This window comes from Herbidospora sakaeratensis, from assembly GCF_001570525.1.
In the GTDB taxonomy this organism is placed as follows: domain Bacteria; phylum Actinomycetota; class Actinomycetes; order Streptosporangiales; family Streptosporangiaceae; genus Herbidospora; species Herbidospora sakaeratensis.
Genome location: NZ_BBXC01000011.1, coordinates 115,262 through 141,514, shown reverse-complemented (window position 1 = coordinate 141,514; position 26,253 = coordinate 115,262). Strand labels below are relative to the sequence as shown.

29 protein-coding genes are annotated in these 26,253 nt (G+C 70.0%); 24 read left to right on the top strand and 5 right to left on the bottom strand.

What is annotated here, in order from left to right; all coding sequences use genetic code 11:
* Positions 1-104 precede the first annotated feature (104 nt).
* The 11 genes from map to truA all read left to right on the top strand — a co-directional run bounded on the left by map (position 105) and on the right by truA (position 7,068).
* Complete coding sequence (gene map / locus AW271_RS16625) at positions 105-908, top strand: type I methionyl aminopeptidase (RefSeq protein ID WP_062337769.1); 804 nt, start codon at positions 105-107, stop codon at positions 906-908.
* Between the two features lie 31 nt (positions 909-939).
* Positions 940-1,383, top strand: a complete 444-nt coding sequence (locus AW271_RS16620) for a DUF1707 SHOCT-like domain-containing protein (protein WP_062337767.1) — start codon at positions 940-942, stop codon at positions 1,381-1,383.
* Between the two features lie 128 nt (positions 1,384-1,511).
* The gene (locus AW271_RS16615; RefSeq protein ID WP_062337765.1) at positions 1,512-1,979 is read left to right on the top strand and encodes a hypothetical protein; all 468 of its coding nucleotides are present in this window, start codon (positions 1,512-1,514) and stop codon (positions 1,977-1,979) included.
* Between the two features lie 447 nt (positions 1,980-2,426).
* Positions 2,427-2,648, top strand: a complete 222-nt coding sequence (gene infA / locus AW271_RS16610) for a translation initiation factor IF-1 (protein ID WP_030451477.1) — start codon at positions 2,427-2,429, stop codon at positions 2,646-2,648.
* Between the two features lie 15 nt (positions 2,649-2,663).
* Positions 2,664-2,777: a 50S ribosomal protein L36 gene (rpmJ, locus tag AW271_RS16605; RefSeq protein WP_003956441.1), complete on the top strand. Its 114-nt coding sequence runs from the start codon at positions 2,664-2,666 to the stop codon at positions 2,775-2,777.
* 213 nt (positions 2,778-2,990) lie between these two features.
* A complete protein-coding gene (rpsM, locus tag AW271_RS16600; RefSeq protein ID WP_030451476.1) occupies positions 2,991-3,371 on the top strand; it encodes a 30S ribosomal protein S13 in 381 nt (126 codons plus the stop codon).
* A 37-nt stretch (positions 3,372-3,408) separates the two neighbouring features.
* Positions 3,409-3,813, top strand: coding sequence for a 30S ribosomal protein S11 (rpsK, locus tag AW271_RS16595; protein WP_020542285.1), 405 nt, complete (start codon positions 3,409-3,411; stop codon positions 3,811-3,813).
* A 20-nt stretch (positions 3,814-3,833) separates the two neighbouring features.
* Positions 3,834-4,460, top strand: coding sequence for a 30S ribosomal protein S4 (gene rpsD, locus AW271_RS16590; protein ID WP_030451475.1), 627 nt, complete (start codon positions 3,834-3,836; stop codon positions 4,458-4,460).
* A gap of 110 nt (positions 4,461-4,570) precedes the next feature.
* On the top strand, positions 4,571-5,587 hold the full coding sequence (locus AW271_RS16585) for a DNA-directed RNA polymerase subunit alpha (protein WP_030451474.1): 1,017 nt from the start codon (positions 4,571-4,573) through the stop codon (positions 5,585-5,587).
* An 83-nt stretch (positions 5,588-5,670) separates the two neighbouring features.
* A complete protein-coding gene (rplQ, locus tag AW271_RS16580; protein WP_062337763.1) occupies positions 5,671-6,192 on the top strand; it encodes a 50S ribosomal protein L17 in 522 nt (173 codons plus the stop codon).
* A gap of 72 nt (positions 6,193-6,264) precedes the next feature.
* A complete protein-coding gene (truA, locus tag AW271_RS16575; RefSeq protein WP_062337761.1) occupies positions 6,265-7,068 on the top strand; it encodes a tRNA pseudouridine(38-40) synthase TruA in 804 nt (267 codons plus the stop codon).
* Here the strand turns inward: truA and AW271_RS16570 are convergent.
* The 3 genes from AW271_RS16570 to AW271_RS16560 form a co-directional block, all read right to left on the bottom strand.
* The gene (locus tag AW271_RS16570) at positions 7,058-9,295 is read right to left on the bottom strand and encodes a hypothetical protein (protein ID WP_062337759.1); all 2,238 of its coding nucleotides are present in this window, start codon (positions 9,293-9,295) and stop codon (positions 7,058-7,060) included. The genes truA and AW271_RS16570 overlap by 11 nt on opposite strands.
* A gap of 61 nt (positions 9,296-9,356) precedes the next feature.
* Positions 9,357-10,076: a hypothetical protein gene (locus AW271_RS16565; RefSeq protein WP_062337757.1), complete on the bottom strand. Its 720-nt coding sequence runs from the start codon at positions 10,074-10,076 to the stop codon at positions 9,357-9,359.
* Between the two features lie 26 nt (positions 10,077-10,102).
* Positions 10,103-10,687 (bottom strand): CAP domain-containing protein, encoded by a 585-nt coding sequence (locus AW271_RS16560; RefSeq protein ID WP_169806354.1) that lies wholly within the window; start codon positions 10,685-10,687, stop codon positions 10,103-10,105.
* A 394-nt stretch (positions 10,688-11,081) separates the two neighbouring features.
* Here AW271_RS16560 and rplM point away from each other — a divergent pair, with 394 nt between their 5' ends.
* Genes rplM through glmM form a run of 3 tightly spaced genes read left to right on the top strand, consistent with a single transcriptional unit; the run spans position 11,082 to position 13,410 of the window.
* Positions 11,082-11,525, top strand: a complete 444-nt coding sequence (gene rplM / locus AW271_RS16555) for a 50S ribosomal protein L13 (RefSeq protein ID WP_030451467.1) — start codon at positions 11,082-11,084, stop codon at positions 11,523-11,525.
* A gap of 30 nt (positions 11,526-11,555) precedes the next feature.
* Entirely contained in the window at positions 11,556-12,077 is a 522-nt protein-coding gene (gene rpsI / locus AW271_RS16550) for a 30S ribosomal protein S9 (protein WP_062337753.1), read from the top strand.
* 1 nt (position 12,078) lies between these two features.
* Positions 12,079-13,410 carry a phosphoglucosamine mutase gene (gene glmM, locus AW271_RS16545; RefSeq protein WP_062337751.1) on the top strand — a complete coding sequence of 444 codons (1,332 nt, stop codon included), beginning with the start codon at positions 12,079-12,081 and terminating at the stop codon, positions 13,408-13,410.
* A 23-nt stretch (positions 13,411-13,433) separates the two neighbouring features.
* Here the strand turns inward: glmM and AW271_RS16540 are convergent, their stop codons facing one another.
* Both AW271_RS16540 and glmS read right to left on the bottom strand, forming a co-directional pair.
* Complete coding sequence (locus AW271_RS16540) at positions 13,434-14,840, bottom strand: PhoX family protein (protein ID WP_062337749.1); 1,407 nt, start codon at positions 14,838-14,840, stop codon at positions 13,434-13,436.
* Between the two features lie 41 nt (positions 14,841-14,881).
* On the bottom strand, positions 14,882-16,717 hold the full coding sequence (glmS, locus tag AW271_RS16535; protein WP_062337747.1) for a glutamine--fructose-6-phosphate transaminase (isomerizing): 1,836 nt from the start codon (positions 16,715-16,717) through the stop codon (positions 14,882-14,884).
* A 93-nt stretch (positions 16,718-16,810) separates the two neighbouring features.
* Here glmS and coaA point away from each other — a divergent pair, with 93 nt between their 5' ends.
* Genes coaA through AW271_RS16485 form a run of 10 tightly spaced genes read left to right on the top strand, consistent with a single transcriptional unit; the run spans position 16,811 to position 26,251 of the window.
* Positions 16,811-17,734, top strand: coding sequence for a type I pantothenate kinase (gene coaA, locus AW271_RS16530; RefSeq protein WP_083976833.1), 924 nt, complete (start codon positions 16,811-16,813; stop codon positions 17,732-17,734).
* Between the two features lie 16 nt (positions 17,735-17,750).
* Positions 17,751-18,707, top strand: coding sequence for a DUF389 domain-containing protein (locus tag AW271_RS16525; protein ID WP_062337746.1), 957 nt, complete (start codon positions 17,751-17,753; stop codon positions 18,705-18,707).
* A 53-nt stretch (positions 18,708-18,760) separates the two neighbouring features.
* Positions 18,761-19,651: an ABC transporter ATP-binding protein gene (locus tag AW271_RS16520; protein ID WP_062337745.1), complete on the top strand. Its 891-nt coding sequence runs from the start codon at positions 18,761-18,763 to the stop codon at positions 19,649-19,651.
* Complete coding sequence (locus AW271_RS16515; RefSeq protein ID WP_062337744.1) at positions 19,648-20,514, top strand: ABC transporter permease; 867 nt, start codon at positions 19,648-19,650, stop codon at positions 20,512-20,514. Before AW271_RS16520 ends, AW271_RS16515 begins: the two co-directional genes overlap by 4 nt.
* Positions 20,511-21,419, top strand: coding sequence for an ABC transporter ATP-binding protein (locus AW271_RS16510; RefSeq protein WP_062337743.1), 909 nt, complete (start codon positions 20,511-20,513; stop codon positions 21,417-21,419). The genes AW271_RS16515 and AW271_RS16510 overlap by 4 nt, the downstream gene beginning before the upstream one ends.
* The gene (locus AW271_RS16505) at positions 21,416-22,132 is read left to right on the top strand and encodes an ABC transporter permease subunit (protein WP_062337742.1); all 717 of its coding nucleotides are present in this window, start codon (positions 21,416-21,418) and stop codon (positions 22,130-22,132) included. Before AW271_RS16510 ends, AW271_RS16505 begins: the two co-directional genes overlap by 4 nt.
* A complete protein-coding gene (locus tag AW271_RS16500) occupies positions 22,129-22,587 on the top strand; it encodes a holo-ACP synthase (protein ID WP_062337741.1) in 459 nt (152 codons plus the stop codon). The genes AW271_RS16505 and AW271_RS16500 overlap by 4 nt, the downstream gene beginning before the upstream one ends.
* A 30-nt stretch (positions 22,588-22,617) precedes the next feature.
* The gene (locus AW271_RS16495; RefSeq protein WP_062337740.1) at positions 22,618-24,078 is read left to right on the top strand and encodes a bifunctional ADP-dependent NAD(P)H-hydrate dehydratase/NAD(P)H-hydrate epimerase; all 1,461 of its coding nucleotides are present in this window, start codon (positions 22,618-22,620) and stop codon (positions 24,076-24,078) included.
* A complete protein-coding gene (gene alr / locus AW271_RS16490) occupies positions 24,075-25,202 on the top strand; it encodes an alanine racemase (protein ID WP_062337738.1) in 1,128 nt (375 codons plus the stop codon). The genes AW271_RS16495 and alr overlap by 4 nt, the downstream gene beginning before the upstream one ends.
* On the top strand, positions 25,199-26,251 hold the full coding sequence (locus tag AW271_RS16485; protein ID WP_062337736.1) for an alpha/beta fold hydrolase: 1,053 nt from the start codon (positions 25,199-25,201) through the stop codon (positions 26,249-26,251). The genes alr and AW271_RS16485 overlap by 4 nt, the downstream gene beginning before the upstream one ends.
* Positions 26,252-26,253 lie beyond the last annotated feature (2 nt).

Here is a 26,253-nt window from a genome sequence, read left to right as displayed (position 1 = left end):
GCCACCTCACGGAATAAGTGGGGTGGCGTTCCGCATGTAGTAGACAATGTATTGAATCGGGCATATGCCCCTGAAAGATGATCCACCCAAGGGGTGCCTACGGGATGTTTCGGAAGAACAAGCACGGGATCCAGATCAAGTCGCCCGAGCAGATCACCAAGATGCGCGCGGCCGGTCTCGTCGTCGGGCGCACGCTCGACCTGCTGAAGCGCTCCGTCGAGCCGGGCCTGACGCCGCTCGACCTCGACGCCATCGCCGAGAAGGCGATCAGGGACGAGGGCGCGATCCCGTCGTTCAAGGGCTACCAGGGCTTCCCGGCGACGATCTGCGCGTCGGTGAACCAGGAGGTCGTCCACGGCATCCCCACCGACACCCGGCCGCTGCGCGAGGGCGACATCATCTCGATCGACTGCGGGGCCATCCTCGACGGCTGGCACGGCGACTCGGCCGTCACCGTCCCGGTGGGGGAGGTCGACCCGAAGCTGCTGGAGCTGATCCGGGTCACCGAGGAGTCGATGTGGGCCGGCATCCGGGCCCTGAAGGTCGGCGCCCACCTGTCGGACATCGGGCACCAGGTCGAGCGCTACGTGCGCTCCCAGGGCCGCTACGGCATCCCCCAGGAGTACGGCGGCCACGGCATCGGCACCGAGATGCACATGGACCCGTGGGTGGCCAACCACGGCAAGCCCGGCCGCGGCCCGAAGCTGGAGGCCGGCATGTGCCTGGCGATCGAGCCGATGGTCAACCTCGGCACCGACCAGACCCGCGTGCTGGCCGACGACTGGACGGTCGTCACCCAGGACGGCAAGGCGTCGGCGCATTTCGAGCACAGCGTGGCGGTCACCCCGGAAGGCCCGCTCGTTCTGACGGCTCTCGACGGCGGCAAAGAACGGCTCACCACTACATAATTGGTGAAAAGACGCATTGGGAGGTTCGGCCATGGCATTCAGTCCGGAGATGCGCGCCTCCGACGCCGACCGCGAGAAGGTCGCGGCCGCGCTTCGGGAGCACATGGTCGTCGGCCGCCTGAACGCCGAGGAGTTCAACGAGCGGCTGGAGGCGGCCTACGCCGCCAAGACGTTCGGGGAGCTGCGGGTGCTCACGCGCGACCTGCCGGACATCGACCTGAAGAACCTCCCCGCGCGTCCCGAGCCGATGAAGCCGCAGGCCAAGCCGGTGTCGGAGAACCTGAAGGGGGCCTGGGCGGGCTGGGCCTTCGTCTCCCTGGTCAACTGGGGCGTGTGGATCGTCATCGCGATGACGAGCGGGGAGCTGGTCTATCCCTGGCCGTTGTGGGTGATGGGGCCGTGGGGGATCGGCCTGCTGATCGCCACCCTCGCGCAAAGTCAGAACAACGATAAAAAGCGCGAATTGGGCTCCTGAATGTGCCGTTGTGCACGCTCGGCATTGAGTGTGCATTCGTCCACAGAACTGCAGGTCGCGTCTTCCTAATGTGAGCGGTGTCCGGAGATGAGCAGCATCCCCGGAAGGTCTCACTGGAGGACAGACAAATGCGCAAGCTCCCCCGCGTTCTCGCCGGCACCGCCCTCGCCGCCGGTCTCATGGCCGGCGCCATGGCCGCCCCGGCGACCGCCGGCGCCACCGCGTCGACGGGCTCCGCCGCGGCCGCCTCGTCCAAGCACTTCTTCGGCCCCTACTTCTCGCACTGGGGCGACAAGTTCGAGAAGAGCCACCGGTCCTACTTCAAGGGCTACTGGACCAAGACCGGCAACCAGTACTGGTTCTACGGCGACCTGTTCGACACCGACCGCGACCGCCAGTGGTCGTACGTCTGGTACCGGTACACCGACCGCTTCGGCAAGAGCCACACGAAGTTCTTCAAGAACCGCTCGTTCGGCCACGGCGACTTCGACAAGTTCTTCGGCTTCAAGAAGGGCTTCGTGAAGGACGTGGACTTCCGGGTCTGCGAGGGCACCAGCCGGTTCGACGACTGCGGTGGCTGGAACGACGCCTTCTAAGTCGTGCGGCAGCTGAAAAGGGGCCCGTCCTGACAAGGACGGGCCCTGACCACGTTATATCCACTCTTTGCCGTACGGGCTCGTTGACCGGGTTGCCACCGGGTAGGTGATCTTTGTCGGCCGGGTGGGAGTCCCTCGGCCACCGGGCGTCCCGGCTGAGCGGGCCGCCCGGGCGCGAAGCCACCGGGCCCACCCGATCCGGCATGTCGGCGGTGCCGGACGGGTGGGCCCGGTTTTGCGCTATCCTGGAATGCGGTTGTGTACGAGGGCCCGTTCTGTGTGATCGTTTCGCGTTCCGCACCGGGTTGCCGTACACTCCTTTGTCGGTTCACTATGACCTTTTGCGTGGCGGCCTTGCCGCCGCCGCTCTCTGAACGCCTGAAGGTCGCGGCTGATTAGTGTTCCGAAGCCTCAGACGACCGAGCATCAGTGAAACGTGAGGATCTTTTGGCCAAGAAAGACGGCGCCATCGAGATCGAGGGCACTGTGGTCGAGTCGCTCCCGAACGCCATGTTCCGGGTGCAGCTTGACAACGGCCATAAGGTCCTGGCCCACATCAGCGGCAGGATGCGCATGCACTACATCCGCATCCTTCCGGACGACCGGGTCGTCGTGGAGCTGAGCCCCTACGACCTCACCCGCGGTCGGATCGTCTACCGGTACAAGTAGGAACGATTAAGGACTATGAAGGTCAAGCCGAGCGTCAAGAAGATCTGTGACAAGTGCAAGGTGATCCGCCGGCACGGTCGAGTCATGGTGATCTGCGACAACCTGCGCCACAAGCAGCGCCAGGGCTAGTCGCCGCCGGCCCCTGCTGAGTCCGTCCACGGTGACGGACTCGACGCATGTGCGGGGCCGGACCTGTAATCGCGCGCCACACTCGCGAAGGCGCCCCTTTTCCGGGGTGAACCACGCGGGAGACCCCCGGTCGGAGGCCGGGGCCCTCACCCCGGGCATTGGGGAGGGGCGTGGGGCGCAGGACCTCCGCGAAACGAAGGAGAATGCCCGACCATGGCTCGCCTGGTTGGCGTCGACCTCCCCCGCGACAAGCGGCTGGAGATCGCTCTCACCTACATTTACGGCATCGGCCGTACCCGCGCGCTCGAGATCCTCGAGGCCACCGGCGTCTCCGGTGACCTGCGGGTGCACCAGCTCAGCGACACCGAGCTCGTGCCCATGCGTGACTACATCGAGGCCAACTTCAAGATCGAGGGTGACCTCCGCCGCGAAGTTCAGGCCGACATTCGTCGCAAGATCGAAATTGGCTGCTACCAGGGCATCCGGCACCGCAAGGGCCTGCCCGTCCACGGTCAGCGGACGCAGACGAACGCGCGTACCCGCAAGGGCAAGAAGAAGACCGTGGCCGGCAAGAAGAAGCCCGGCAAGAAGTAGTCCTTAGCTGCAGCCCATTTCAGGAGATAGCGCTTAAATGCCGCCGAAGAGCCGCCAGGGCGCACCGAAGAAGGTGCGCCGCAAGGAAAAGAAGAACGTCGCTCACGGGCACGCCCACATCAAGAGCACGTTCAACAACACGATCGTCTCGATCACCGACCCGAACGGGAACGTGATCTCCTGGGCCAGCGCCGGCCACGTCGGGTTCAAGGGCTCCCGTAAGTCCACCCCGTTCGCCGCCCAGATGGCCGCCGAGAACGCCGCGCGCCGCGCCATGGAGCACGGCATGCGCAAGGTCGACGTCTTCGTCAAGGGCCCCGGTTCCGGCCGGGAGACCGCGATCCGTTCGCTGCAGGCGACCGGGCTCGAGGTCGGGTCCATCCAGGACGTGACGCCGGTCCCGCACAACGGTTGCCGTCCGCCGAAGCGCCGCCGCGTCTGACGTCCAGGAGATAAGAAAAAATGGCTCGTTACACGGGTGCGGACTGCAAGCTCTGCCGCCGCGAGAAGACCAAGCTCTTCCTCAAGGGCAAGAAGTGTGAGTCCGCGAAGTGCCCCATCGAGATCCGTCCTTACCCCCCGGGTGAGCACGGTCGCGGTCGGCCGAAGGAGTCTGAGTACCAGCTCCAGCTTCGTGAGAAGCAGAAGACCCGCCGCATCTACGGCATCCTCGAGAAGCAGTTCCGGAACTACTACGAGGAAGCCAACCGCAAGTCCGGCAAGACCGGCGAGAACCTCCTCCAGATCCTGGAGAGCCGTCTCGACAACGTGGTCTACCGCGCCGGTTTCGCGGAGTCGCGCGACGCCGCCCGCCAGCAGGTCCGCCACGGTCACGTGACCGTGAACGGCAAGAAGGTGGACATCCCGTCCTACCGCGTCCGCGAGCACGACATCGTGGAGATCCGCGAGAAGTCGCGCAACCTCATGCCCTACGAGGTGGCCCGCGCCACCGCCGGTGACAAGACCGTCCCGGCGTGGCTGGGTGTCGCCCCCGAGGCTATGCGGGTGCTCGTCCACCAGCTCCCGGTCCGCCAGCAGATCGACACGCTGGTCCAGGAGCAGCTCATCGTCGAGCTCTACTCCAAGTAAGTAGTGCTCCTTGATGCCGCATGGTCCGGTTTGACCGGATCGTGCGGCATCATGGTTGTTGTCGAGTGGCGTCAAATAGCGGGCGCCGCCGTCTGTGAAGGGAATCACGCATGCTCATCGCACAGCGTCCCAGTCTCGTCGAGGAGTCCCTCGAGGAGCACCGGTCCAAGTTCGTCATCGAGCCGCTGGAGCCGGGCTTCGGTTACACCATCGGCAACTCCGTGCGGCGCACGCTGCTGTCGTCCATTCCGGGCGCGGCCGTGACCTCCATCCGCATCGAGGGTGTGCTCCACGAGTTCTCGACCGTTCCTGGGGTCAAGGAAGACGTCACCGACATCATCCTGAACCTGAAGAACCTGGTCGTCTCCTCCGAGCACGACGAGCCGGTGGTCATGTACCTGCGCAAGCAGGGCCCCGGTGAGGTCACCGCCGCCGACATCGCGCCCCCGGCCGGTGTCGAGGTGCACAACCCCGACCTCCACATCGCCACGCTGAACGGCAAGGCGAAGCTGGAGATGGAGCTGACCGTCGAGCGCGGTCGCGGCTACGTCTCCGCCGCCCAGAACAAGCAGCCCGGCCAGGAGATCGGCCGCATTCCGATCGACTCGATCTACTCGCCGGTGCTCAAGGTCACCTACAAGGTCGAGGCGACGCGTGTCGAGCAGCGCACCGACTTCGACCGGCTGATCCTCGACGTCGAGACCAAGCCGTGCATGAAGCCCCGCGACGCGGTGGCCTCGGCCGGCAAGACCCTCGTCGAGCTCTTCGGCCTGGCCCGTGAGCTCAACGTCGAGGCCGAGGGCATCGACATCGGCCCGTCGCCGACCGACGCCGCCCTGGCGGCCGACCTGGCGCTGCCGATCGAGGAGCTCAACCTCACGGTCCGGTCGTACAACTGCCTCAAGCGCGAGGGCATCCACACCGTGGGCGAGCTCGTCGCGCGTTCGGAGCAGGACCTGCTGGACATCCGCAACTTCGGCGCCAAGTCGATCGAAGAGGTCAAGCAGAAGCTGCACGAGATGGGTCTCGCGCTCAAGGACAGCCCGCCCGGATTCGACCCGTCCGCTGTCGCCGGTGGCGGCTACGACGACGAGGACGGCGGCTTCATCGAGACCGAGCAGTACTGAGTTTTCCCAGATAGAACGATCATCCGATCGGCCCGACCCCGGTACCTGATACGGCCGGGGCGGGTTATCCAAAGGAGCATGTCATGCCCAAGCCCGCCAAGGGTGCACGTCTCGGTGGTTCCGCGGCGCACGAGAAGCTGATCCTGTCGAACCTGGCGACGCAGCTGTTCCAGCACGGCAAGATCAAGACCACTGAGGCCAAGGCCAAGCGCCTGCGCCCGGTGGCCGAGCGCCTGATCACCAAGGCGAAGAAGGGCGACATCCACAACCGTCGCCAGGTGCTGACCGTCGTTCGCGACAAGAGCGTCGTCCACCACCTCTTCACCGAGATCGCGGTGACCTTCGCCGAGCGTCCGGGTGGCTACACCCGGATCACCAAGATCGGCCAGCGTAAGGGTGACGCCGCTCCCATGGCCGTCATCGAGCTCGTCACCGAGCCGCTGAACGCCGTCACCACGACCCGTCAGGCCCCCGAGCCCGCCGCCGCCCCGGCGCCGGAGCCCAAGGCTGCGGAGCTCGATGAGGTCGAGGAGACCAAGGCGGAGGCGTCCGCCGACGAGGCCGAGGTCACCGAGACCGAGGCCAAGAAGGACGACGAGGCCTGATCCTTCAGGGTTCGCGGGTCCGGTGTCCCCAGGGCACCGGACCTGTTTCTTTTTCACCGAAAGGGTGTGCCGATGCGGCTGCGGCTCGATCTGGGCTATGACGGGACCGACTTCTCGGGATGGGCCAAGCAGCCCGGCAGGCGTACCGTCCAGGGAGAGCTGGAAGCCGCGCTGGGCCGCATCCTGCGGCTGCCCGAGCCACCGTCCCTGACCGTGGCGGGCCGCACCGACGCGGGTGTGCACGCGCGGGGTCAGGTCGCCCACGTCGACCTGGCCGACGACGTCGAGGAACCGGCCATGCTGCTGCGGCGGCTCGCCGGGGTGCTGCCGCCCGATGTGCGGGTGAACCGCGTCAGCGTCGCCCCGCCCGGCTTCGACGCCCGCTTCTCCGCGCTCTCCCGCCGGTACGGCTACCGCGTGAGCGACAACGCCGGGGGAGTCGACCCGCTGCGGCGCAAGGACGTGCTCTGGTACAACCGGCGCCTCGACGTCGGGCTGCTCAACGCCGGCTCGGCGGCCCTGCTGGGCGAACACGACTTCGCGGCCTTCTGCAAGAAGCGCGAGGGCGCGACGACGATCCGCGAACTCCAGCGGTTGTCGTGGGAGCAGGGCGAGACGTTCCTGACGGCGACGGTGGTCGCCGACGCCTTCTGCCACTCGATGGTCAGGGCGCTGGTGGGCTCGCTGCTGATGGTCGGCGACGGACGCCAGCCCGTCGAGTGGCCGGGCGAGGTGCTCCGCCGCGCGGTGCGCGACTCGGGCGTGCACGTCGCGCCGGCGGTCGGGCTGACCCTGGAGGAGGTGCGCTATCCGGCCGACGCCGAGCTGGCGGGCCGCGCGGAGATGACCCGCCGGGTGCGCACGCTCAGCTCGTGACGCGCTTTTCGATGATCTCGGCCGTCTGGTCGCGGAAGGCGCCGCTGACCGGGCCGAGGTCCTTCTCCTTCTCGGCCGGGGTGTGCCCGTCGGCGTAGGTGGCGTAGCTGAAGACGATGTAGCGGCCCCAGACCATGCCCGCCGCGTAGCCCCCGCTGATGGCCACCCGGTCGGCCCCCGAGTCGGGATCGCCGTTGAGGCCGCGGAACCACAGGTTGCTGCCGAGGTTCTTGGTCTGGTCGACGGCCAGGGCGGCGTCCTTGGTGGGCAGCACGGCGATGCCGGTGGTGACGGCGTACTGCTTCTTGCCGTCGACGTAGGTCGCGCGGAGCACCCGGCGGCAGTCGTTCTCCGACAACGACTGGGCGAACGCGCCGGCGGCGGCCGAGGCGCAGTCGTCGGTGATGTTGACCTTGACGCGCTTGAAGGTGCGGCCGTTCACGCTGATCTTCGCGTCGGGGAACGCCTCGGTGAGGGTCAGCTTGCGGGGGTCGGTCGTCTCCGAGTCGAGCATCGCCGCCTCGACCGTCGGGGCGGGGTCGGCCTCGCCGCCGGGCGCGGCGGGGGCGTCGGTCACCGGGGGAGCCGCGACCTCCTCGGACGGGCTCTCCTCACCGGAGTAGGCCAGATAGGCCGACGCGCCGATGGCCGCGATCACCACGAGCGCGCCGCCGGCCATCAGGACCTTCTTGGCGCCGCCGCCCTTCTTCTTGGCGGGCGCCTCGGTGATCGGGGCGGCCTCGGCCGGGCGGTAGCCCTTGGGCAGCGGCGGATGGACGATCCCCTCGGTGACCGGCGCGGCGCCCAGGCTCTCGAACCCTCGCCCGGGTGACGCCGGGGCGGCCGGCGGCACGGGGGGAGTGAACAGGTTCTCCTGCGTCTGGTCGGGCGTGGGGTCGACCTTCTGCAACGGCATCTCCGGGTCGGTGGGGACGTCGGCGGCGGTCCCGTTCACCGCGCCGAACGCTTGCTGGGTCTCCTGGGCGGCCGGGTCGAACGCCTGGAAGGCCGGTTGCTCCTCGCGGGGGATCGTCGTCTCGGCGGGCTCCTCGTCGGGGATCGCGGCCGAGGGCCACGGGGTGCCGGTGTCGCTGGCCCACTGCTGCGCGGGCGGCCACGGCGTCGCCTCCGGACGGTCGCCCGGGACGGTGGCCACCCCCGTGTCGGGTTCGACCGGCGCCTCGGCGGCGTGGGCGGCCGCGGGCCAGTGGCGCGGGTAGACGGGCGGGTCGTCGTGGGACTCGACCGGCGCGCCGGACGCGGCCGGCTCCTCGCCGGGCAGGCGCGGCGGCCAGACGGCGATGTCGCCCGGCTCGCCGGGGCGCTCGCTCTCGCCGGCGGGCCACTCGGGAAGCGGGGGGAGGCCGGAGGTGGTGGCGTCGGCGACCGGGGGCTCCTCGACGGGGGCCGGCGGCTCCGCGGTGGGCGCGGCGGGCCAGCCGGGCCACTCCTGCGCCGGCGCGGGCGGCCACGACCCGGCCTTGCCGTGGTCGCGGGTCTCCTCGGTCTCGGGATCGTAGGCCGCGTCGGGCGTGTAGACGGGCGGCGGCCAGGCGTTCCGCGTGTCCTGGGTGTCGATGTCGGCTTCGGGCACGGGCGCCCAGGCTGCGCCGGTGTCGCGGGTGTCGTCTTCCTGCGGCGGCGGCCAGGCGGCCCGGGTCCGGGAGTCGAGCGTGTCCTCGGTTCCCGGATCGTAGACGGGGGCGGGCCAGGCGGGCGGGGGGTCAGAGGGCGTCTCGGGCTCGGCGGCGCTCGGGATCGGCCACGGGGACCTCGGGTCGCGGGTCTCCTCGGTCTGCGGGTCGTAGGCCGGAGGAGGCCACGCGGACTCGGGGGCGGGCGTCGCCTTCGGGAAGCCGAAGTGGCCCGTCGGGGGAGCCTCGGGGGTGTGCTCGGTCACCGGCGCGGGCGGCTGCCACGAGCGAGACGTCGGCCAGGTCGAGCCGGGGTCGCCGGGGCGGTCGGCGTCTTCGGGGGCGAACCAGCCGCCGGACTCGGCGGGCTCGCGGGCGGGCGCCGGCGGCCACGTCGGGGGCTCGGCGGGCCGGGCCTCGGGCGCGGGCGGCCACTCCGGCTGGGCAGGGCGGGCCGTCGGTACGGCGAACCAGCCGTTGCCGGAGCCCTCTCCGGGCTGCGGGTAGTTCTCGTCACGAGCCGACTGCCCGAAACTGGGCGGGGGCACCTTGCCCTCGTGGTCGTGCTCGGAGGCGGAATCCTGGCCACGCATACCCGGAAGCGTATCGGCGCACGCGAGATCGTCGTGCCGCTATGGGCGTTTCCGCATCGGGCTAGCCGGGCCGCCCCCGCACTGACCTGGTGTCGAGCGCGGGGAACACGGTGGCGTCGGTGATGTCGACGGCTGCCTGGTATAGCTGCTTGAGCTCGGCTTTCTTCGGTTCGTGGCCGTCTTTGAACTGGAACCAGAGCAGAATCGCATAATGCCCCTGGGTCCAGCCGCCGGCGTAGGCCTCGCCGTCGCCGAGCTCCTTGGTGTGGTCGTCGTCGCCGGCGAGGGGCTTCAGGTAGTCCTTGCGCTCCTTGCCCGCCCCGGCCCCGGCGACGGTCTTGGCGGCCTTGCTGGTCTTCAGGTTGGCGACGCCGACGGTGCCGATCACGGTGCCCTTGGCGTCGTGGAAGCTGGCGCGGGCGAGCTGGTTGCAGCCGGCCGCCTTCAGGGCCTTCTGCAGCTTCTCTCCGGTGACCGCGTCTTTGCAGTCTTTCTTCTCCATCTCGCGGACGGTCATCTTGTACGACCGGCCCTTGATCTTGAAGCGGCTGCGCCCGAAGATCTCGTTCAGGGTGAGCGGCTCGGGGTCGGTCTCGCGCGAGGCGGCGTAGCCGAACGCGCCTCCGGGGGCGACCGGGAGGCTGGGCTTGGGCGCGGCCGACGTGTCGGCGGCGGGCGGGGCGGCGCCCTCGGAGCAGCCGGTGACCAGGACGGCGACCAGGGTGGCGACCAGACCGGCGGGGACGGCGCCGGCGAACCGGCGTCTGGCGGGGGAACCCATGACCTCGAGATTAACCGCAGACCGGGTCAGGAATACCCGAAGTCCTGCGTCCACCACGGCCCGCCGGGCTCGAGGGTGACGCCGACGCCGGTCACGGTCAGCTGGCAGTTGAGGATGTTGCGCCGGTGGGAGGGGCTGTTCAGCCAGCTCTTCACCGCGTCGGCGGCGCTCCGGTAGCCCTTGGCGATGTTCTCGGCGCCGCCCAGCCGATATCCGGCGCGGGTCATGCGGTCCCAGGGGCTCGCGCCGTCGGGCGACTCGTGGACGAACTTCCCGGTCGCCGCCATCTCGGCCGAGTGCTGCCGGGCCGAGGCCACCAGCCGGTGGTCGATCCGCAATTTGGGGCAGCCCGCCTTGGCGCGGGCCTCGTTGACGAAGAAGACCACGTTCTCCTCGAGTTCGGCCACGTGGCTGCTGACCCGGGGCCGCCCGGTGTCGGCCGGGCCGCCGGTGGAGGAGGCCACCGACTCCTCGCCGCCCACGGGCGCGACCGGGACCAGCCCGGGACGGTGCCGGGGCGGCGGCGAGGGGGTCGCCTTGGCGGCCGGCTGGTTGTCGCGCAGGTAGACCTCACTGGAGCCGTTGCCCAGCACGGTGATGCGGCCGATCACGATGCCGAGGACCAGGACCGCCAGGACGCATGCCAGAACGCCCAGCAGCGTCCCGCGTCGGGCGCTTGGCTGGGAATGCCGGTTGTGAGGGTTCTGCCACATACCGCAGCCAAATATAGGGATCCGAGAGCCTGTTGAAAATGAGAATGGAGAGACCGGATGGGTCCCGGACCCGCAGATCAGGGCAGCGGAGTAAGCGCTCCGTTTTGGACCGTTGCGTTTTGCTCAAGTCGGCGGCTGCGGGTATGATGGTGGATCGTTGTGTGTGCTTCAGTCCTTCGCTGACTGAACACGGCGCGTCCGGCGTCATCTCCCGTATGTGTGGAGACGGATGGTTGTGCGTCGTGGGCCCGCGCGACCTCCGACTGTTCACCATCCGACAGAAGGCACTGCCGTGAGCACGTTCACCCCGAAGCCCAACGACGTCGAACGTCAGTGGTACGTCATCGACGCCACCGACGTCGTGCTCGGCCGGCTGGCCAGCCACGTCGCGGTCCTGCTCCGTGGCAAGCACAAGCCGATCTTCGCGAACCACGTCGACACCGGCGACTTCGTGATCATCGTCAACGCCGACAAGATCGCTCTGTCCGGCAACAAGCTGGAGCAGAAGAAGGCCTACCGCCACTCCGGTTACCCGGGCGGTCTGCGTTCGGTCACCTATGGCGAGCTGATGGAGAAGCGTCCCGACCGGGCCGTCGAGAAGGCCGTCAAGGGCATGCTGCCCAAGAACGCCCTCGGCCGGAAGATGGCCAAGAAGCTCAAGGTCTACGCAGGTCCGGAGCACCCGCACCAGGCGCAGAGCCCGGTGCCCTTCGAGATCACTCAGATCGCCCAGTAACGCCGAGCCAGGAAAGTTAAGAGGAGAACCGTGGCTGAGACCACCGGTACCGAGACGCTCGTCGAGGGCGACGTCGAGGACTTCGCGGGCGAGGAATTCCCGTCCGAGTACACCACCGAGTCGGCTCCCGCCGCCGACGCCCCCGTGCGCAAGCCCGTCACCACGGGCAACTCGTACGGCACCGGCCGCCGCAAGGAGGCCGTCGCCCGTGTCCGCATCGTTCCGGGCACCGGCAAGTGGACCATCAACGGTCGTAGCATCGACGTCTACTTCCCGAACAAGGTCCACCAGCAGATCGTCAACGAGCCCTTCGTGGTGCTCGGCGCCGAGGAGCAGTTCGACGTCATCGCCCGCATCGACGGCGGCGGCGTGACCGGCCAGGCCGGCGCCCTGCGCATGGGCCTGTCCCGCGCGCTGGCGATCCTCGACGCGGAGACCAACCGGCCGCCGCTGAAGAAGGCCGGCTTCCTCACCCGTGACGCCCGCGCCACGGAGCGGAAGAAGTACGGCCTCAAGAAGGCCCGTAAGGCTCCGCAGTACAGCAAGCGTTAAGTTGGGCCGCCTCTTCGGCACCGACGGGGTACGTGGGGTCGCGGGTCGCGACCTCACCGCCGAGCTGGCCATGGACCTGTCCGTGGCCGCCGCGCACGTCCTGCGCGATGCCGGGAGGAGCCGCCCGCTCGCCGTCGTAGGCCGGGACCCGCGCGCTTCGGGGGAGTTCCTCGAAGCCGCTGTGGTCGCCGGCCTCGCGTCGTCCGGCATGGACGTGCTCCGTCTCGGCGTGCTGCCCACCCCGGCGGTGGCCTATCTGACCCCTGAGCTGGGAGCCGACCTCGGTGTCATGCTCTCGGCCTCGCACAACCCGGCGCCCGACAACGGCATCAAGTTCCTCAACCGCCACGGCTTCAAGCTGCCCGACGCGGTGGAGAACGAGATCGAACGGCGTCTCGGGGAGAAATGGGAACGTCCCGTCGGCGCGGCCGTGGGCCGGGTCCGGGAGGCGTACGGCGAGACCGAACGCTATGTCTCCCACGTCCTGAGTTCCCTCCCACACCGTCTCGACGGTCTGCGGGTCGTCGTCGACTGCGCCCACGGCGCCGCCCACATGGTGGCACCCGAGGCGCTGCTGCGCGCCGGGGCCGAGGTCGAGACGATCGGCACCGCCCCCGACGGCCTCAACATCAACGACGGCGTGGGCTCCACCCACCTGGGCCCGCTGCGTGAGGCGGTGCTGGCGCGCGGGGCCGACGTGGGCATCGCCTACGACGGCGACGCCGACCGCTGCCTCGCGGTGACCGCCGACGGCGCCGAGATCGACGGCGACCAGATCATGGCGATCCTCGCCATGCAGATGCGCGCCGAAGGCCGCCTGGCCAAGGACACGGTCGTCGCCACGGTGATGTCGAACCTGGGCTTCAAGCTGGCCATGCGCGAGGCGGGGGTGACGGTCGTCGAGACGGCCGTCGGCGACCGCTACGTGCTGGAGCGCATGCGCCAGGACGGCTTCACCTTCGGCGGCGAGCAGTCGGGGCACGTCATCATGCTCGACCACGCCACCACCGGCGACGGCCTGCTGACCTCGCTCCACCTGCTCGCCGCGGTGGCCGGGTCGGGCAAGCCGCTGGCCGAGCTGGCCTCGGTGATGACGAAGCTGCCGCAGGTCCTCGTCAACGTGAAGAACGTCGACAAGAACCGCGCGGGCGACGCCGGCCTGCTGGCGGCGGTCGCGCAGGCCGAGCTGGAACTCGGCGACACCGGCCGGGTGCTGATCCGGCCGAGCGGAACCGAGCCGATGATCCGCGTCATGGTCGAGGCGGCGTCCCACGACCAGGCGACGGAGATGGCCGATCGGCTGGCCGAGGTCGTCCGAGTCACCTGCGGATGAACTCGAGGGCGGTTTCTGCGTTGTCAGAAGCCGCCCTTCTGCCATGGTCCCCAGATGGCGAACGACAGGCCCTGTGACGACTGGACGTTGACGTACAGGGTGTGACCGCCCGGCCCGAACGAGGCCCCGGCGAACTCCGCGCCCCCGTCGGTGCTGATCAGCCGGGAGAAGTCGAAGATCTGGCCGCGCCGGGTGAGGCCGCGCAGGTAGTTGCCGCCCTCGCCGTCCTCGCACAGGACCAGCGTGCCGTGCCTGCTGGTGGTGATGTTGTCGGGCAGGTCGAGCGCCAGCGACGAGGGCGACTCGTAGATCAGGCGCAGCCGGCCCGAGCGGGTGTCGTAGGCGAAGACCTGGCCCCGGCCCTTGCCGAACCCCGACGGGGGCGTCTCGCCGGGTGCGGTCGCGCCGCCCTGGGTGGAGACGAAGTAGACCGTGTGGTCGTCGTACACGGCGCCTTCGAGGCGGGAGAACAGCGCCGCACCCTGCTCGCGGCCCTGGTTGCCGACGTACTGGATGGCCTGGTCGTTGGTGGGTTTCGTGGTGAAGGTCGGATCGGGGTCGTCGATGTCGACCCAGATGGTCTCCCAGGTCGAGCCGGGCGTGAGACCTGCCGACAGGTCGGCGCGCGGGCGGCGCTTCACGGCGAGCATCTGGAGCCGGCCGCCGTCGAGGATCCGGCCGGCCCGGACCGGGTGCCGCGGCGGCAGGTAGCGGTAGAAGCCCGAGGGGAAGCCGAAGTTGTCCTCGGTCAGGTAGATCGCGCCGCTGTGGGGGTCGCAGGCGGCCGACTCGTGGGCGAACCGGCCCGCCTTCCTGATGGGGGTACGCGACGCGGCCCGCTTCAGCGGCACCTCGAAGATGTAGCCGTGCCGCTGCTTCAGCAGCGTGTTGTCGGCGCCGGTGAAGTCGTTGCCGACGTCGGGCCCGTTGACGGTCTCCTCGCAGGTCACCCAGGCGCCCCACGGCATCGGGCCGCCGGAGCAGTTCATCTGGGTGCCGTTGAGCGACACGCCCGAGCTGACGACCTCGCCGAACCTGGTGACGGTGAGCGTGGCGCACCCGCCGCCGGCCGCCGGGTCGTAGGCGGCGGCGACGTCGCCGAAGGCCCCCACCGGGCCGTTGACCTCGTGGTTGCGCACCAGGACCGCGGTGCCGCGCGGCCCCGCGAAGGCGGCCATGCCGTCGTGGCGGCCGGGCGTGACGCCGCCCTGGGTGAAGTCGCTGCCCGCCGGGTTGAACGACCGGTAGGCGAACCCCTTCGGCAGTTCGAGGCGGACCACGCCGTCGCGCAGGTCGGCGACGGGGGCCAGCGGGCCGTAGTCGGCTCCGTGGACGCGGGCGGGGCGGGCGCCGGCCGCGGCGACTCCGGCGAAGGGGCCGCCTAAGAGGGCGATCCCGGCGCTGCCGGCGATGAACGAACGTCGATCCATGAGGGTCTCCCTGGTCACTCGTCGTTCATGTCACATTAATCTCATTCCACCGTCACGGACTTGGCGAGATTGCGGGGCTGGTCGACGTCCAGGCCCTTGGCGCTGGCCAGTTCGCAGGCGAAGACCTGCAGCGGGACCGTCGTGACCAGCGGCTGGAGCAGCGTCGGCACGGCCGGGACGCGGATCAGGGCGTCGGCGTAGGGTTCGACGGCGGTGTCGCCGTCCTCGCAGACGACGACGGTCATCGCGCCGCGGGCGCGGATCTCCTGGATGTTGGAGACGATCTTGCCGTGCAGGGTCGGCTCGCCTTTCGGCGACGGGACCACCACGACGACCGGCAGGCCCTGCTCGATCAGGGCGATCGGGCCGTGCTTCAGCTCCCCGGCGGCGAAGCCCTCGGCGTGCATGTACGCCAGCTCCTTGAGCTTCAGCGCGCCCTCCATGGCCACCGGGTAGCCGACGTGGCGTCCCAGGAACAGGACGCAACGCTGGTTCTTGAGGGTGCGGGCGAGTTCGCGTACCGGCTCGACGGTGGTCAGCACCGCCTCGACGTCGGCGGGGGCCTTCGCGAGGCGCGCGAGGATGCCGGCGATCTCTTCGTCGGGGAGGGTGCGGCGGCGCTGCGCCAGGTAGAGGGCCATCAGGTAGCAGGCGACGAGCTGGGTCAGGAACGCCTTCGTCGAGGCGACCGCGATCTCCGGCCCGGCGTGGGTGTAGATCACCGCGTCGGCTTCGCGCGGGATGGTCGAGCCGTTGACGTTGCAGATCGCCAGCACGGCCGAGCCCTGTTCGCGGGCGTGCCGCAGCGCCATCAGGGTGTCCATCGTCTCGCCCGACTGGGAGATCACCACGATCAGGGTGCCCGACGAGAGGATGGGGTCGCGGTAGCGGAACTCGCTGGCCAGCTCGACCTCGCAGGGCAACCCGGCCCAGCGTTCGACGGCGTGCTTGGCGATCAGCCCGGCGTGGTAGCTGGTGCCGCAGGCCACGATGATCATCTTGTCGACCGTGCCGAGCGGGAGCCGGACCTCGTCGAGCCGCAGCCGCCCCTGCTCGTCGACCCGGCCCAGCAGCGTGTCGGCGACCGCGCGGGGCTGTTCGGCGATCTCCTTGAGCATGAAGTGGTCGTGGCCGCCCTTCTCGGCGGCGGTCGCGTCCCAGTCGACGACGAACTCGCGGCAGGAGACCGGGATGCCGTCGAAGTCGGTGATCGTCACGTCGTGGGCGCGCAGCTCGACGACCTGGTCCTGGCCCAGTTCGATGGCGCGGCGGGTGTGCGCGATGAAGGCGGACACGTCGGAGCCCAGGAAGTTCTCGCCGACGCCCCGGCCGACGACCAGCGGCGAGTTGCGGCGGGCCCCCACGACCAGGTCGGGCTCGGCGGTGTCCACCGCGAGCAGGGTGAACGCGCCCTCCAGCCGCCGGCAGACGCGCCGCATCGCCTCGGCCAGGCCCGCGCCGGTGGCCCGTTCGTCCTCGATGAGGTGGGCGACGACCTCCGTGTCGGTGTCGGAGGCCAGGATGTGGCCCTTCTCGGCCAGGCCGGCCCGCAGGGCGGCGAAGTTCTCGATGATCCCGTTGTGGATGACCGCGACCTGGGCGGGACAGTCGGTGTGCGGGTGGGCGTTCTGGTCGGTCGGGGCCCCGTGGGTGGCCCAGCGGGTGTGGCCGATGCCGACGGTGGCCTCGACGAGCGGGGTCTCGGCCAGCGCGGCGCGGAGGTTGGCGAGCTTCCCGGCCCTCTTCTGTACGCTCAGCTTCCCGTTGACCAGGGCGATGCCCGCCGAATCGTAGCCCCGGTACTCCAGCCGGGCCAGGCCGTCGACGACGACGTCGATGGCGAGACGGGAACCTACGTATCCGACAATCCCGCACATAGTTCGCCCCCAATCACGTATGGGACAGAACATTCCATTTCACCAGTCCTGGAAACTCCACCGGCGGTCAAGATCGGGGTAGGGTTGGGCGTCGTGGCGGATCGGGACGCGTACGTCGAGCTGAGCCGGGCCCAGTGGGGTGAGCTGCGGCGCAATACGCCGATGACGCTCACCGAGGCCGAGCTCGAAGAGCTCAGGGGGGTCGACGACCCCATCGATCTCGCCGAAGTGACCGATATCTACCTGCCGCTGACCCGGCTTCTGAACCTCCACTTCACCGGCGCCCGGCAGCGCGGGGCCGCCGTCAGCACCTTCCTCGGCGACGACGCCGCGCCGCCGCCCTACATCCTGGGCATCGCCGGCAGCGTCGCGGTCGGCAAGTCGACGACGGCGCGTCTGCTGCACACCCTGCTGGCCCGCTGGCCCGAGCACCCGCGCGTCGATCTGATCACCACCGACAGCTTCCTCCACCCCAACGCGGTCCTCGCCGAGCGCGACATCATGCACCGCAAGGGTTTCCCCGAGAGCTACGACCGGCGGGCCCTGGTGAAGTTCGTGGCCGACGTGAAGCGCGGCCGGCCCGAGGTGCACGCGCCGGTCTACTCCCACCTCGAATACGACGTCGTGCCCGGGGCGCGGCAGGTGGTGAAGCGGCCCGACATCCTGATCGTCGAGGGCCTGAACGTCCTGCAGCCCGCGCCGCCGACGGCGCTGGCGGTGAACGACTACTTCGACTTCTCGATCTACGTGGACGCCCGGGTGGAGGACATCCGCGGCTGGTACGTCGACCGGTTCCACAAACTCCGGCGGACCGCGTTCGCCGACCCCAAGTCGTATTTCAAGCACATCGCCGAGCTTTCCGAGGACGAGGCGACCGTGTTCGCGCGGAACGTGTGGCGCGACATCAACGAGCGCAACCTGGTGGAGAACATCGCCCCGACGCGGGGGCGGGCGGGGCTCATCCTGCAGAAGGGGCCCGACCACTCGATCAGGCGGATCCGGCTGCGCCGCGTCTGAGGCCATAATCGGTCGGGTGCTGCACATCCGGGTGATCAGTCCTCTATCGGCCACCGACGCCGTCGTGGGGTGTCTGCGTGAGGCGACAGGGGTCACCAACCTGGTGGTCTTCTCCGGGGTGGCGCGGTCTCCCGAGGGTGATCTCGTCGAGTTCGACGTCGCCCGCGAGGCCGCCAACGGGGTCATCGAGAGCCTGCGCGGGCTCGGCATCGAGACCAGCGGGTCGATCGCGGTCGAGAAGATCGACCTGGCCATCTCCGAGGCTGCCGACCGGGCCCGCGAGGAGGCGCCCGGTGAGGGCGACGACGCGGTGGTCTGGGAGGAGCTCGCCGCACGGGTGGCCGACGACAGCCGCATGACCTGGGCGTTCATCGTCTTCCTCACGATCGCCACCCAGCTCGCCGCCATCGGGGTGCTGCTCAACTCGCCGATCCTGATCGTCGGGGCGATGGTGCTCGGGCCCGAGTTCGGGCCGATCGCGGCCGTCTGCTTCGGGCTGCTACAGCGGGAACCCCGGCTCATCGGGGGCGCGGTCCGCAACCTGGTCATCGGGTTCGCCGCGGCCATCGTGGTCACCCTGGCCTGCGCGCTGGTGGCCCGGGGGCTCGGCTGGATCGAACCGGCCATGATCGCCGAGGGCAACACCGAAGAGGTCAACTTCATCGTCAAGCCCGACCGGTGGTCGTTCATCGTCGCCCTGCTGGCCGGGGTCGCGGGGGTGTTGTCGGTCACGGCCGGGAAGTCGTCGTCGCTGGTCGGGGTGTTCATCTCGGTCACGACCGTGCCGGCCGCCGGGTACGCCGCCGTCGCGGTCGCCCTCGGCGATTGGGCCGAGGTCGGCCACGCGGCGCTGCAGCTCGGGGTGAACATCCTCGGCATGGTCATCGCGGGCACGCTCACCCTGCTGGCCCAGCGGCTCCTCTGGGGGAAGTACGGCGAACGCGTCGGCCCGCGACCACGGTCTGACCGATGACTCGTTCTTATGGGCGACGACCCGTCGACAGGTGAAGGAGTACTGTCCCGATCATGACCATCCTCGCCACCGAGGCGCTCACCAAGCGATATCCCCGGGTCACCGCGCTCGACGGGCTCACCGTCTCCGTCGGCGCCGGGGTGACCGGGCTGGTGGGCGCCAACGGCGCGGGCAAGTCCACACTGATCAAGATCCTTCTCGGGCTGGTCCCGGCGAGCGAGGGCTCGGCCCGGGTGCTCGGCCTCGACCCGGCCACGCAGGGGCAGGAGATCAGGCGCTCCGTCGGCTACATGCCGGAGCACGACTGCCTGCCGCCCGACCAGTCCGCCACCGAGTTCGTCGTCCACATGGCCCGGATGTCCGGCCTGCCGCGCACCACCGCCCGTGAACGGGCCGCCGACACGCTGCGCCACGTCGGCCTCCAGGAGGAGCGCTACCGGCCGATCGGGGGCTACTCGACCGGCATGAAGCAGCGGGTCAAGCTGGCCCAGGCGCTCGTCCACGACCCCAAGGTGATCTTCCTCGACGAGCCGACCAACGGCCTCGACCCGCAGGGCCGCGACGAGATGTTGCGGCTGGTCCACCGGATCGGCACCGAGTTCGGCATCAGCGTCCTGGTCTGCTCCCACCTGTTGGGCGAGCTCGAACGCATCTGCGACCACGTGATCGTCATCGACGCCGGGCGGCTGCTGCGCTCCTCGGCGATCGGCGAGCTCACCCAGGCGTCCCAGGTGATCTCGGTGGAGGTCGAGGAGGGGCTGGAGAAGCTGGCCGCCCGGCTGACCGAGACGGGCGAGACCGTCGCCGTCGAGGGCCGCGCCCTGACGGTGCAGGTGCGCGCCGACGAGACCTACGACCTGCTCAGAGACGCGGTCGTCGACCTCGACCTCAACCTGGTCCGCCTGGAGCAGCGCCACGCCCGCATTGAGGATGTGTTCCGATGAGCCAGCCCACCGGCGTCATCCACGACATCGGTTACCGCCACTACGACGGGCCCCGGCTCGGGCGGGGCGGCGCGGCCGTCGCGCTGTGGGTCTACAGCCTGCGCGGCACCTTCGGGCTCGGCCGCACGTTCAAGTCGAAGATCATGCCGTTCCTGCTGTTCGGGGCCATGATGTTGCCGGCCGTGGTGTCGATCGCGATCATGGCGCTGCTGAAGCAGGCGCCGTTGAGTTACACCGACTACGCGGTCTTCATGCAGGCGGTCATCGCGATCTTCCTGGCCGCGCAGGCGCCCGTGCTCGTGGCGCCCGACCTGCGCCACCGGGTGATCCCGCTCTACCTGTCGCGGCCCGTCACGATCATCGACTACATCGGGGCCAAGCTCGCGGCGATGATCGCGGCGCTGCTGATCCTGATGGTCGTGCCGCTCACCCTGCAGTTCGTCGGCGAGATGCTGATCGACCTGCCGATGCCGCTGCACACCCACGAATACCTGGCCGGGCTCGCCGGTTCGCTGATCAACGCGGTGCTGCTGGCCTCGATCGGGCTGACGCTGGCGTCGTTCACGCCGCGCCGGGGACTGGGGGTGGCGTCGGTGATCGCGTTCTACATGTTCACGCTGGCCGCCTCCACGGTGCTCTTCGGGGTGTTCACGAGCGAGGGTCACACCGAGGCCGCCGGCTGGGGCTTCATGCTCAATCCGTTCTTCCTGGTCAACGCCGTACAGGTCAATCTGTTCGGGACCCCGTCGACCAGCGGCGAGCCCGTCCCGGGCGGGGCCGGCCCGGCGCTGGTCGTCGTCGCGGTGGTGCTCCTGGCGCTGGCCGCCCTCTACGCCCGTTACCGGAAGGCGCTGGCCGCATGAGCGTGATCGAGATCCGGCAGGTCAGCCGCTGGTACGGCAACGTCGTCGCCGTCAACGACGTGACGATGACGATCGGTCCCGGCGTGACCGGCCTGCTCGGCCCCAACGGCGCCGGGAAGTCGACCCTGCTCCACCTGATGGCGGGCTTCCTGCAGCCCTCCGGCGGCACGGCGACCCTCGACGCCAAGCCGATCTGGAAGAATCACGACGTCTACCGCACGATCGGCCTGGTGCCCGAGAAGGAGGGCGTCTACGGCTTCCTCACCGGGTGGCAGTTCGTGCAGTCGGCCGCCCGCCTCCACGGCCTCGGCGACGACGCCGCCGAACGGGCCATCGCCCAGGTCGACATGGCCGCCGCGAAGGACCGGCGGATCGAGACCTACTCCAAGGGCATGCGGCAGCGCATCAAGGTGGCCGGGGCGCTCGTCCACGAACCCTCGGTGCTGCTGCTCGACGAGCCGTTCAACGGCATGGACCCGCGCCAGCGGCTCCACCTGATGGACCTGGTCCGCGACCTCGGCGCGGCCGGCAAGACCATCGTGTTCAGCTCCCACATCCTCGAAGAGGTCGAACGGGTCGCCCAGCAGATCGAGGTCATGGTCGCCGGGCGGCACGCCGCCTCCGGCGACTACCGGGAGATCCGGCGGCGGATGACCGACCGGCCCCACCTGTTCCGGGTGCGCTCCTCCGACGACCGGCGGCTGGCGGCCGCGCTGATCGCCGACACGGCGTCGGGCGGGGTGTCGTTCACGCCGCAGGGCCTGGAGGTCCGCACCGTCGACTTCCGGCGCTTCACCCACCAGCTCCCGAGGCTCGCGCGCGACCTGGGCGTGCGCCTGTGGCAGGTGTCCCCGACCGACGAAGACCTGGAAAGCGTCTTCTCCTACCTGAGCGGCCGATCATGAACACCGTCGTCGCGTCCATCACCTACCGCGCCATGCTGGGCCGCAAGCGGGTCTGGCTGCTGGCCCTGCTGCCCATCGCGCTGATCGGGTTCGCCCTGCTGTTCCGCTTCATCGGCGGCGGCGACGAGAGCGTCGCCGTGGATCTCATGAAGATCTTCGCGATCGGCACCGTGCTGCCCCTGCTGGGGCTCATCGCCGGGACCGGGGTGATCGCGCCGGAGATCGAGGACGGCACGATCATGCACCTGATGTCCAAGCCGATCTCCCGCCCGGTGATCGCGTTCACCAAGTTCGTCGTCGCGGCCTCGCTGATGGTGGCCTTCTCGGTGATCCCGACCTACGTGGCGGCCTACATCCTGATCGGCACCGAATCGGGCATCGCCAGCGGGTTCGCGCTGGGCGCCCTGTTCGCCGGCATCGCCTACGCCGCCGTGTTCCTGCTGCTCGGCGTCGTCTCCCGGCACGCCGTCACCATCGGCGTGATCTACGCGCTGGTGTGGGAAGGGCTCATCGGCGGGTATGTGCCCGGAGCCCGGCGTTTCTCCATCCAGCAGTGGGCCCAGTCGATCGCCGACCAGGTGACGACCTCGGCCTTCCTGAAGTCGGAGGTGGCGCTGAGCTTCGCCGTCCCGGCCATGATCATCGTCGTGGCAGGATCGGTGGTGTGGGCCGGTCAACGGCTGCGGGTGCTCTCACTCACGGGGGACGAGTGATCGTCGGTATCGGGGTCGATCTGGTGGACGTCGCGCGCTTCGCGGCCACGCTGGAACGCCGGCCCGCCCTGCGCGAACGCCTCTTCACCGAGGTCGAACTCCAGGGCCGCTCGGTCTCCACCGGGCTGGTCTCCGGCCCGTCCGGCGCCATGTGCACCGGCCACGCCGGAGACGAACTCTGCGGCGAGACCTTCGCCGACGCGGGCCGCGAGGTCCCGGTGGCCTCCCTGGCGGCCCGCTTCGCCGCCAAGGAGGCCGTGGCCAAGTCGCTGGGCGGCCCGCCGGGCCTGGCCCACCGCGAGGCCGAGGTCGTCGTCGGCGACCACGGCCGCCCGATGCTGACGGTCAGCGGCCGGGCCGAGGAGATCGCGGCCGATCTCGGGGTCCGCCGCTGGCACCTGTCCCTGAGCCACGACGGCGGCTTCGCGGTCGCCTACGTGATCGCCGAAGGCTGATCACCTAGGCCTCGGGATAGCGTCGTCACCATGTGGACCGCTTTCACCAGTGATCAGGTCAGGCAGGCCGAGCACACGCTGATGGCCCTGGTGCCCGACGGCGAGCTCATGCAACGGGCGGCCGCCGGGCTGGCCGCCGTCTGCGCACGCCTGCTGCCGGGCGTCTACGGCTCCCGGGTCGTCCTGCTCGTCGGGGGCGGGGACAACGGCGGCGACACCCTCTACGCCGGGGCGCGGCTGGCCGCCCGGGGGGCCCGGGTCGAGGCGGTGCTCGCGGGCAGCAGTGCCCACGAGGGCGGGCTCGCCGCGCTCAGGAGGGCCGGCGGCCGGGTGATCGAGGCCGGCGAGATCGGCGGGCCCGACCTGATCCTCGACGGGCTGCTCGGCATCGGCGGCAAGGGCGGCCTGCGGGAGCCCTACGCCACGCTCGCCCGGATCGCCGCCGAATCGGGGGCCCTGGTGGTGGCGGTCGACGTACCGAGCGGGGTCGACTCCGGCACCGGCGAGGTCGCGGGAGAGGCCGTGAAGGCCCAGGTCACCGTCACGTTCGGGGCCCGGAAGGCCGGTTTGCTCGTCGACCCGGGGGCCGAGCGGGCCGGCATCGTCGAGCTGGTCGACATCGGCCTGACCGGCCACCTGCCCGAGCCGGAGCTCACCGCCCTGACCGCCGCCGACGTCGCGGCGATGTTGCCGGTGCCGGGGATCGAGTCGGACAAGTACCGCCGGGGCGTCGTCGGGGTGCTGGCCGGGAGCGACCGGTTCGCGGGGGCGGCCGTGCTGGCCGTGGGCGGGGCCGTCAGGTCGGGGGCGGGCATGGTCCGGTTCGCCGGGCCGGGCGACGCCGTCCACCAGGTCAGGGCCCGGTGGCCCGAGGCCGTCACGACCCTGCTGGAGGAGAACCCCGTCGAGGAGGTCGGGCGGGTGCAGGCGTGGGTGCTCGGCCCCGGCATGGGCACCGACGAGCGCGCCCGGCGGATCGCCGCCGAGGTGCTCGGCACCGACCTGCCGGTGATCGTGGACGCCGACGCGCTCACCATCGTCTCGAAGGACCCCAAGCTGCTGCACCGCCAGGCCCCCACACTGATCACCCCGCACGCCGGTGAGCTGGGCAGACTCCTGGGCGTCGACCCCGCCGACGTCGAGGCCCGGCGGATCGAGCACGTCCGCAGGGCGGTCGAGGAGCTCCGGGTGACGGTGCTGCTCAAGGGGTCGTCCACGGTGGTGGCCGAACAGGGCCGCCCGGTCAGGGTGAACACGACCGGCACCTCCTGGCTGGCCACGGCGGGCACCGGCGACGTGCTCTCGGGCATCTCCGGGACGCTGCTGGCCGCCGGTCTGCCCCCCTACGACGCCGGAAGCGTGGCGGCTTTCCTGCACGGCCTGGCCGCCCGGAAGGCCGCCGAGGGCGCGCCTATCGCCGCACTCGATGTGGCCATCTCGTTGCCGGATGTGATCCGGCACCTCCGGACGGCTGCAAATATGGAGGCATGAGCAGCAGCTTCGTCACTCCTGCCGAGGCCAGGGTCGATCTGTCGGCCATCCGCCACAACGCCGCCCTCCTCAAAGAGGCCGCCGGCGGGGCCGAGATGATGGCGGCCGTCAAGGCCGACGCCTACGGCCACGGCCTGGTGCCGTGCGCGAAGGCGGCCCTTGAGGGCGGGGCGTCCGGGCTGGGGGTCGCCACTGTGCGCGAGGCCGTCGCGCTCAGAGACGCGGGCATCACCGCGCCGGTGCTGGCCTGGCTGATCCCGCCGGGGGAGCCGCTCGACGAGGCCGTGGCCAAGGGCGTCGACCTCTCGGCCGGGGCGCCGTGGCTGATCGACGAGATCGCGGCCGCCGCGCGGCGTACCGGGCGAACGGTGAACGTCCACCTCAAGGTCGACACCGGCATCTCCCGGGGCGGGGCGACCGCCGAGGCGTGGCCCGACCTGGTCGACGCCGCGCTGAAGGCCCAGGCCGAGGGCGTGATCGTGGTCGACGGGGTCTGGTCGCACTTCGCCTGCGCCGACATCCCCGGCCACCCGTCCATCGACAAACAACTGGCCGCCTTCGACGAGGCGGCCGAGAGCCTGCCCGGCGTGCGGCGCCACATCGCCAACTCGGCGGCCATCGTCACGCTGCCGCGGGCCCGCTACGACCTGGTCAGGCCCGGCATCGCCCTCTACGGGCTGAGCCCGATCCCCGAGCTGGGCGACTTCGGCCTGCGGCCCGCCATGACGCTCACCGCCCGTCTCGCCCTCGTCAAGAGGGTCCCGAAGGGCACGGGCGTCTCCTACGGCCACCTCTACATCACCGACAGGGACACGACGCTTGGCCTGGTTCCGCTCGGGTACGCGGACGGAATCATGCGAAACGCCACCAACCGTGCCGAAGTCCTCGTCAACGACCAACGTTTCACCATCGCCGGACGCGTCTGCATGGATCAGTTCAGCCTCGACCTGGGCGACCACCCCGTCACCGAAGGGGACGAAGTTGTCCTTTTCGGCCCAGGCGATAGAAATGAACCCACATGTCAGGAATGGGCTGATTCCCTCGGCACGATCACTCATGAGATCGTGACCAGGATCGGCACCCGGGTGCCACGTGTGCACGTGCGGCAAGGAGATCGGGAATGACAGTACGGCGCACAGCCGGCATCGCGGGGATCGTGGTCGGCGCGGCCTCCGCGGGGGTGGCGGTGGCCGCCCTGGCCAAGCGCTACGCCGTGGGCCGCATCCGGTTGCGGCCCGACCTGGAGGCCAGCGAACCCTTCGGCGAACTCCACGGCACCACCGCCCAGGTCGTCACCTCCGACAACCTCACCCTCGCCGCCGAGGTCGACGGCCCGCCCGACGCCCCCCTGACCATCGTGCTCTGCCACGGCTACTGCCTGACCTCCGACTCCTGGCACTACCAGTGGCGGCTGCTGCGCGAGAAGTACCGCGTGGTCGTCTGGGACCAGCGCTGCCACGGCCGGTCCGAGCGGGCCCTCGACGTCGACCAGTCGATCGACCGGCTGGGCGAAGACCTCGCCCAGGTGATCGACGACCTGGTGCCGGGGCCGTGCGTGCTGGTCGGCCACTCGATGGGCGGCATGACGATCATGGCGCTGGCCGACCGGCGGCCCGAGTTGTTCGGCGACAAGATCAAGGGGGTCGCGCTCATCTCGACCTCCGCGGGCAAGCTGGCCGAGCTCAGCCTCGGCATGCCCGCCCTGGTGGCGAAACTGGTCCACAAGGCCACGCCCACCGCCGTCGCCGTGATGAAGAAGAAGGCGGCGCTGGTCGACCGGGGGCGGCAGGCCGGGAACGACATCTCGTTCCTGCTGCTGCGCCACCTCGGGTTCGGCGACTCCGGCCGGGTCAGCCCGACCCTGGTCGACTTCGCCGAGTCGATGATCCGGGCCACGCCCGCCGACGTGATCGCCGGTTTCTACCCGGCGCTCATGTCTCATGACAAGCTGAAGGCGCTCGACGTGCTGAACAAGGTGCCCACGTCGATCATCGTCGGCGACCGCGACTGGCTGACCCCGCCCGAGCACAGCAGGGCGATCGCGGCGGCCGTGCCGACGGCGACGCTGACCATGGTGACCGACAGTTCCCACCTGGTGCAGCTCGAGTGTCCGGGAATCGTGAACGATGCCCTGATCGACCTGATCGAACGGGCGGAACAGGGGGACAGGTGAAG

Excerpts from the sequence above, each read along its gene's own strand:
- AW271_RS16620 (WP_062337767.1), top strand. The coding sequence starts at position 940 with ATGGCATTCAGTCCGGAGATGCGCGCCTCCGACGCCGACCGCGAGAAG.
- AW271_RS16615 (WP_062337765.1), top strand. The coding sequence starts at position 1,512 with ATGCGCAAGCTCCCCCGCGTTCTCGCCGGCACCGCCCTCGCCGCCGGT.
- AW271_RS16495 (WP_062337740.1), top strand. The coding sequence starts at position 22,618 with ATGTGGACCGCTTTCACCAGTGATCAGGTCAGGCAGGCCGAGCACACG.
- rpsD (WP_030451475.1), top strand. The coding sequence starts at position 3,834 with ATGGCTCGTTACACGGGTGCGGACTGCAAGCTCTGCCGCCGCGAGAAG.
- map (WP_062337769.1), top strand. The coding sequence starts at position 105 with ATGTTTCGGAAGAACAAGCACGGGATCCAGATCAAGTCGCCCGAGCAG.
- rpsM (WP_030451476.1), top strand. The coding sequence starts at position 2,991 with ATGGCTCGCCTGGTTGGCGTCGACCTCCCCCGCGACAAGCGGCTGGAG.
- alr (WP_062337738.1), top strand. The coding sequence starts at position 24,075 with ATGAGCAGCAGCTTCGTCACTCCTGCCGAGGCCAGGGTCGATCTGTCG.
- AW271_RS16520 (WP_062337745.1), top strand. The coding sequence starts at position 18,761 with ATGACCATCCTCGCCACCGAGGCGCTCACCAAGCGATATCCCCGGGTC.
- AW271_RS16515 (WP_062337744.1), top strand. The coding sequence starts at position 19,648 with ATGAGCCAGCCCACCGGCGTCATCCACGACATCGGTTACCGCCACTAC.
- truA (WP_062337761.1), top strand. The coding sequence starts at position 6,265 with ATGCGGCTGCGGCTCGATCTGGGCTATGACGGGACCGACTTCTCGGGA.
- AW271_RS16585 (WP_030451474.1), top strand. The coding sequence starts at position 4,571 with ATGCTCATCGCACAGCGTCCCAGTCTCGTCGAGGAGTCCCTCGAGGAG.
- AW271_RS16540 (WP_062337749.1), bottom strand. The coding sequence starts at position 14,840 with ATGGATCGACGTTCGTTCATCGCCGGCAGCGCCGGGATCGCCCTCTTA.
- AW271_RS16570 (WP_062337759.1), bottom strand. The coding sequence starts at position 9,295 with ATGCGTGGCCAGGATTCCGCCTCCGAGCACGACCACGAGGGCAAGGTG.
- AW271_RS16565 (WP_062337757.1), bottom strand. The coding sequence starts at position 10,076 with ATGGGTTCCCCCGCCAGACGCCGGTTCGCCGGCGCCGTCCCCGCCGGT.
- AW271_RS16505 (WP_062337742.1), top strand. The coding sequence starts at position 21,416 with ATGAACACCGTCGTCGCGTCCATCACCTACCGCGCCATGCTGGGCCGC.
- rplQ (WP_062337763.1), top strand. The coding sequence starts at position 5,671 with ATGCCCAAGCCCGCCAAGGGTGCACGTCTCGGTGGTTCCGCGGCGCAC.
- rpmJ (WP_003956441.1), top strand. The coding sequence starts at position 2,664 with ATGAAGGTCAAGCCGAGCGTCAAGAAGATCTGTGACAAGTGCAAGGTG.
- glmS (WP_062337747.1), bottom strand. The coding sequence starts at position 16,717 with ATGTGCGGGATTGTCGGATACGTAGGTTCCCGTCTCGCCATCGACGTC.
- AW271_RS16485 (WP_062337736.1), top strand. The coding sequence starts at position 25,199 with ATGACAGTACGGCGCACAGCCGGCATCGCGGGGATCGTGGTCGGCGCG.
- AW271_RS16510 (WP_062337743.1), top strand. The coding sequence starts at position 20,511 with ATGAGCGTGATCGAGATCCGGCAGGTCAGCCGCTGGTACGGCAACGTC.
- rpsK (WP_020542285.1), top strand. The coding sequence starts at position 3,409 with ATGCCGCCGAAGAGCCGCCAGGGCGCACCGAAGAAGGTGCGCCGCAAG.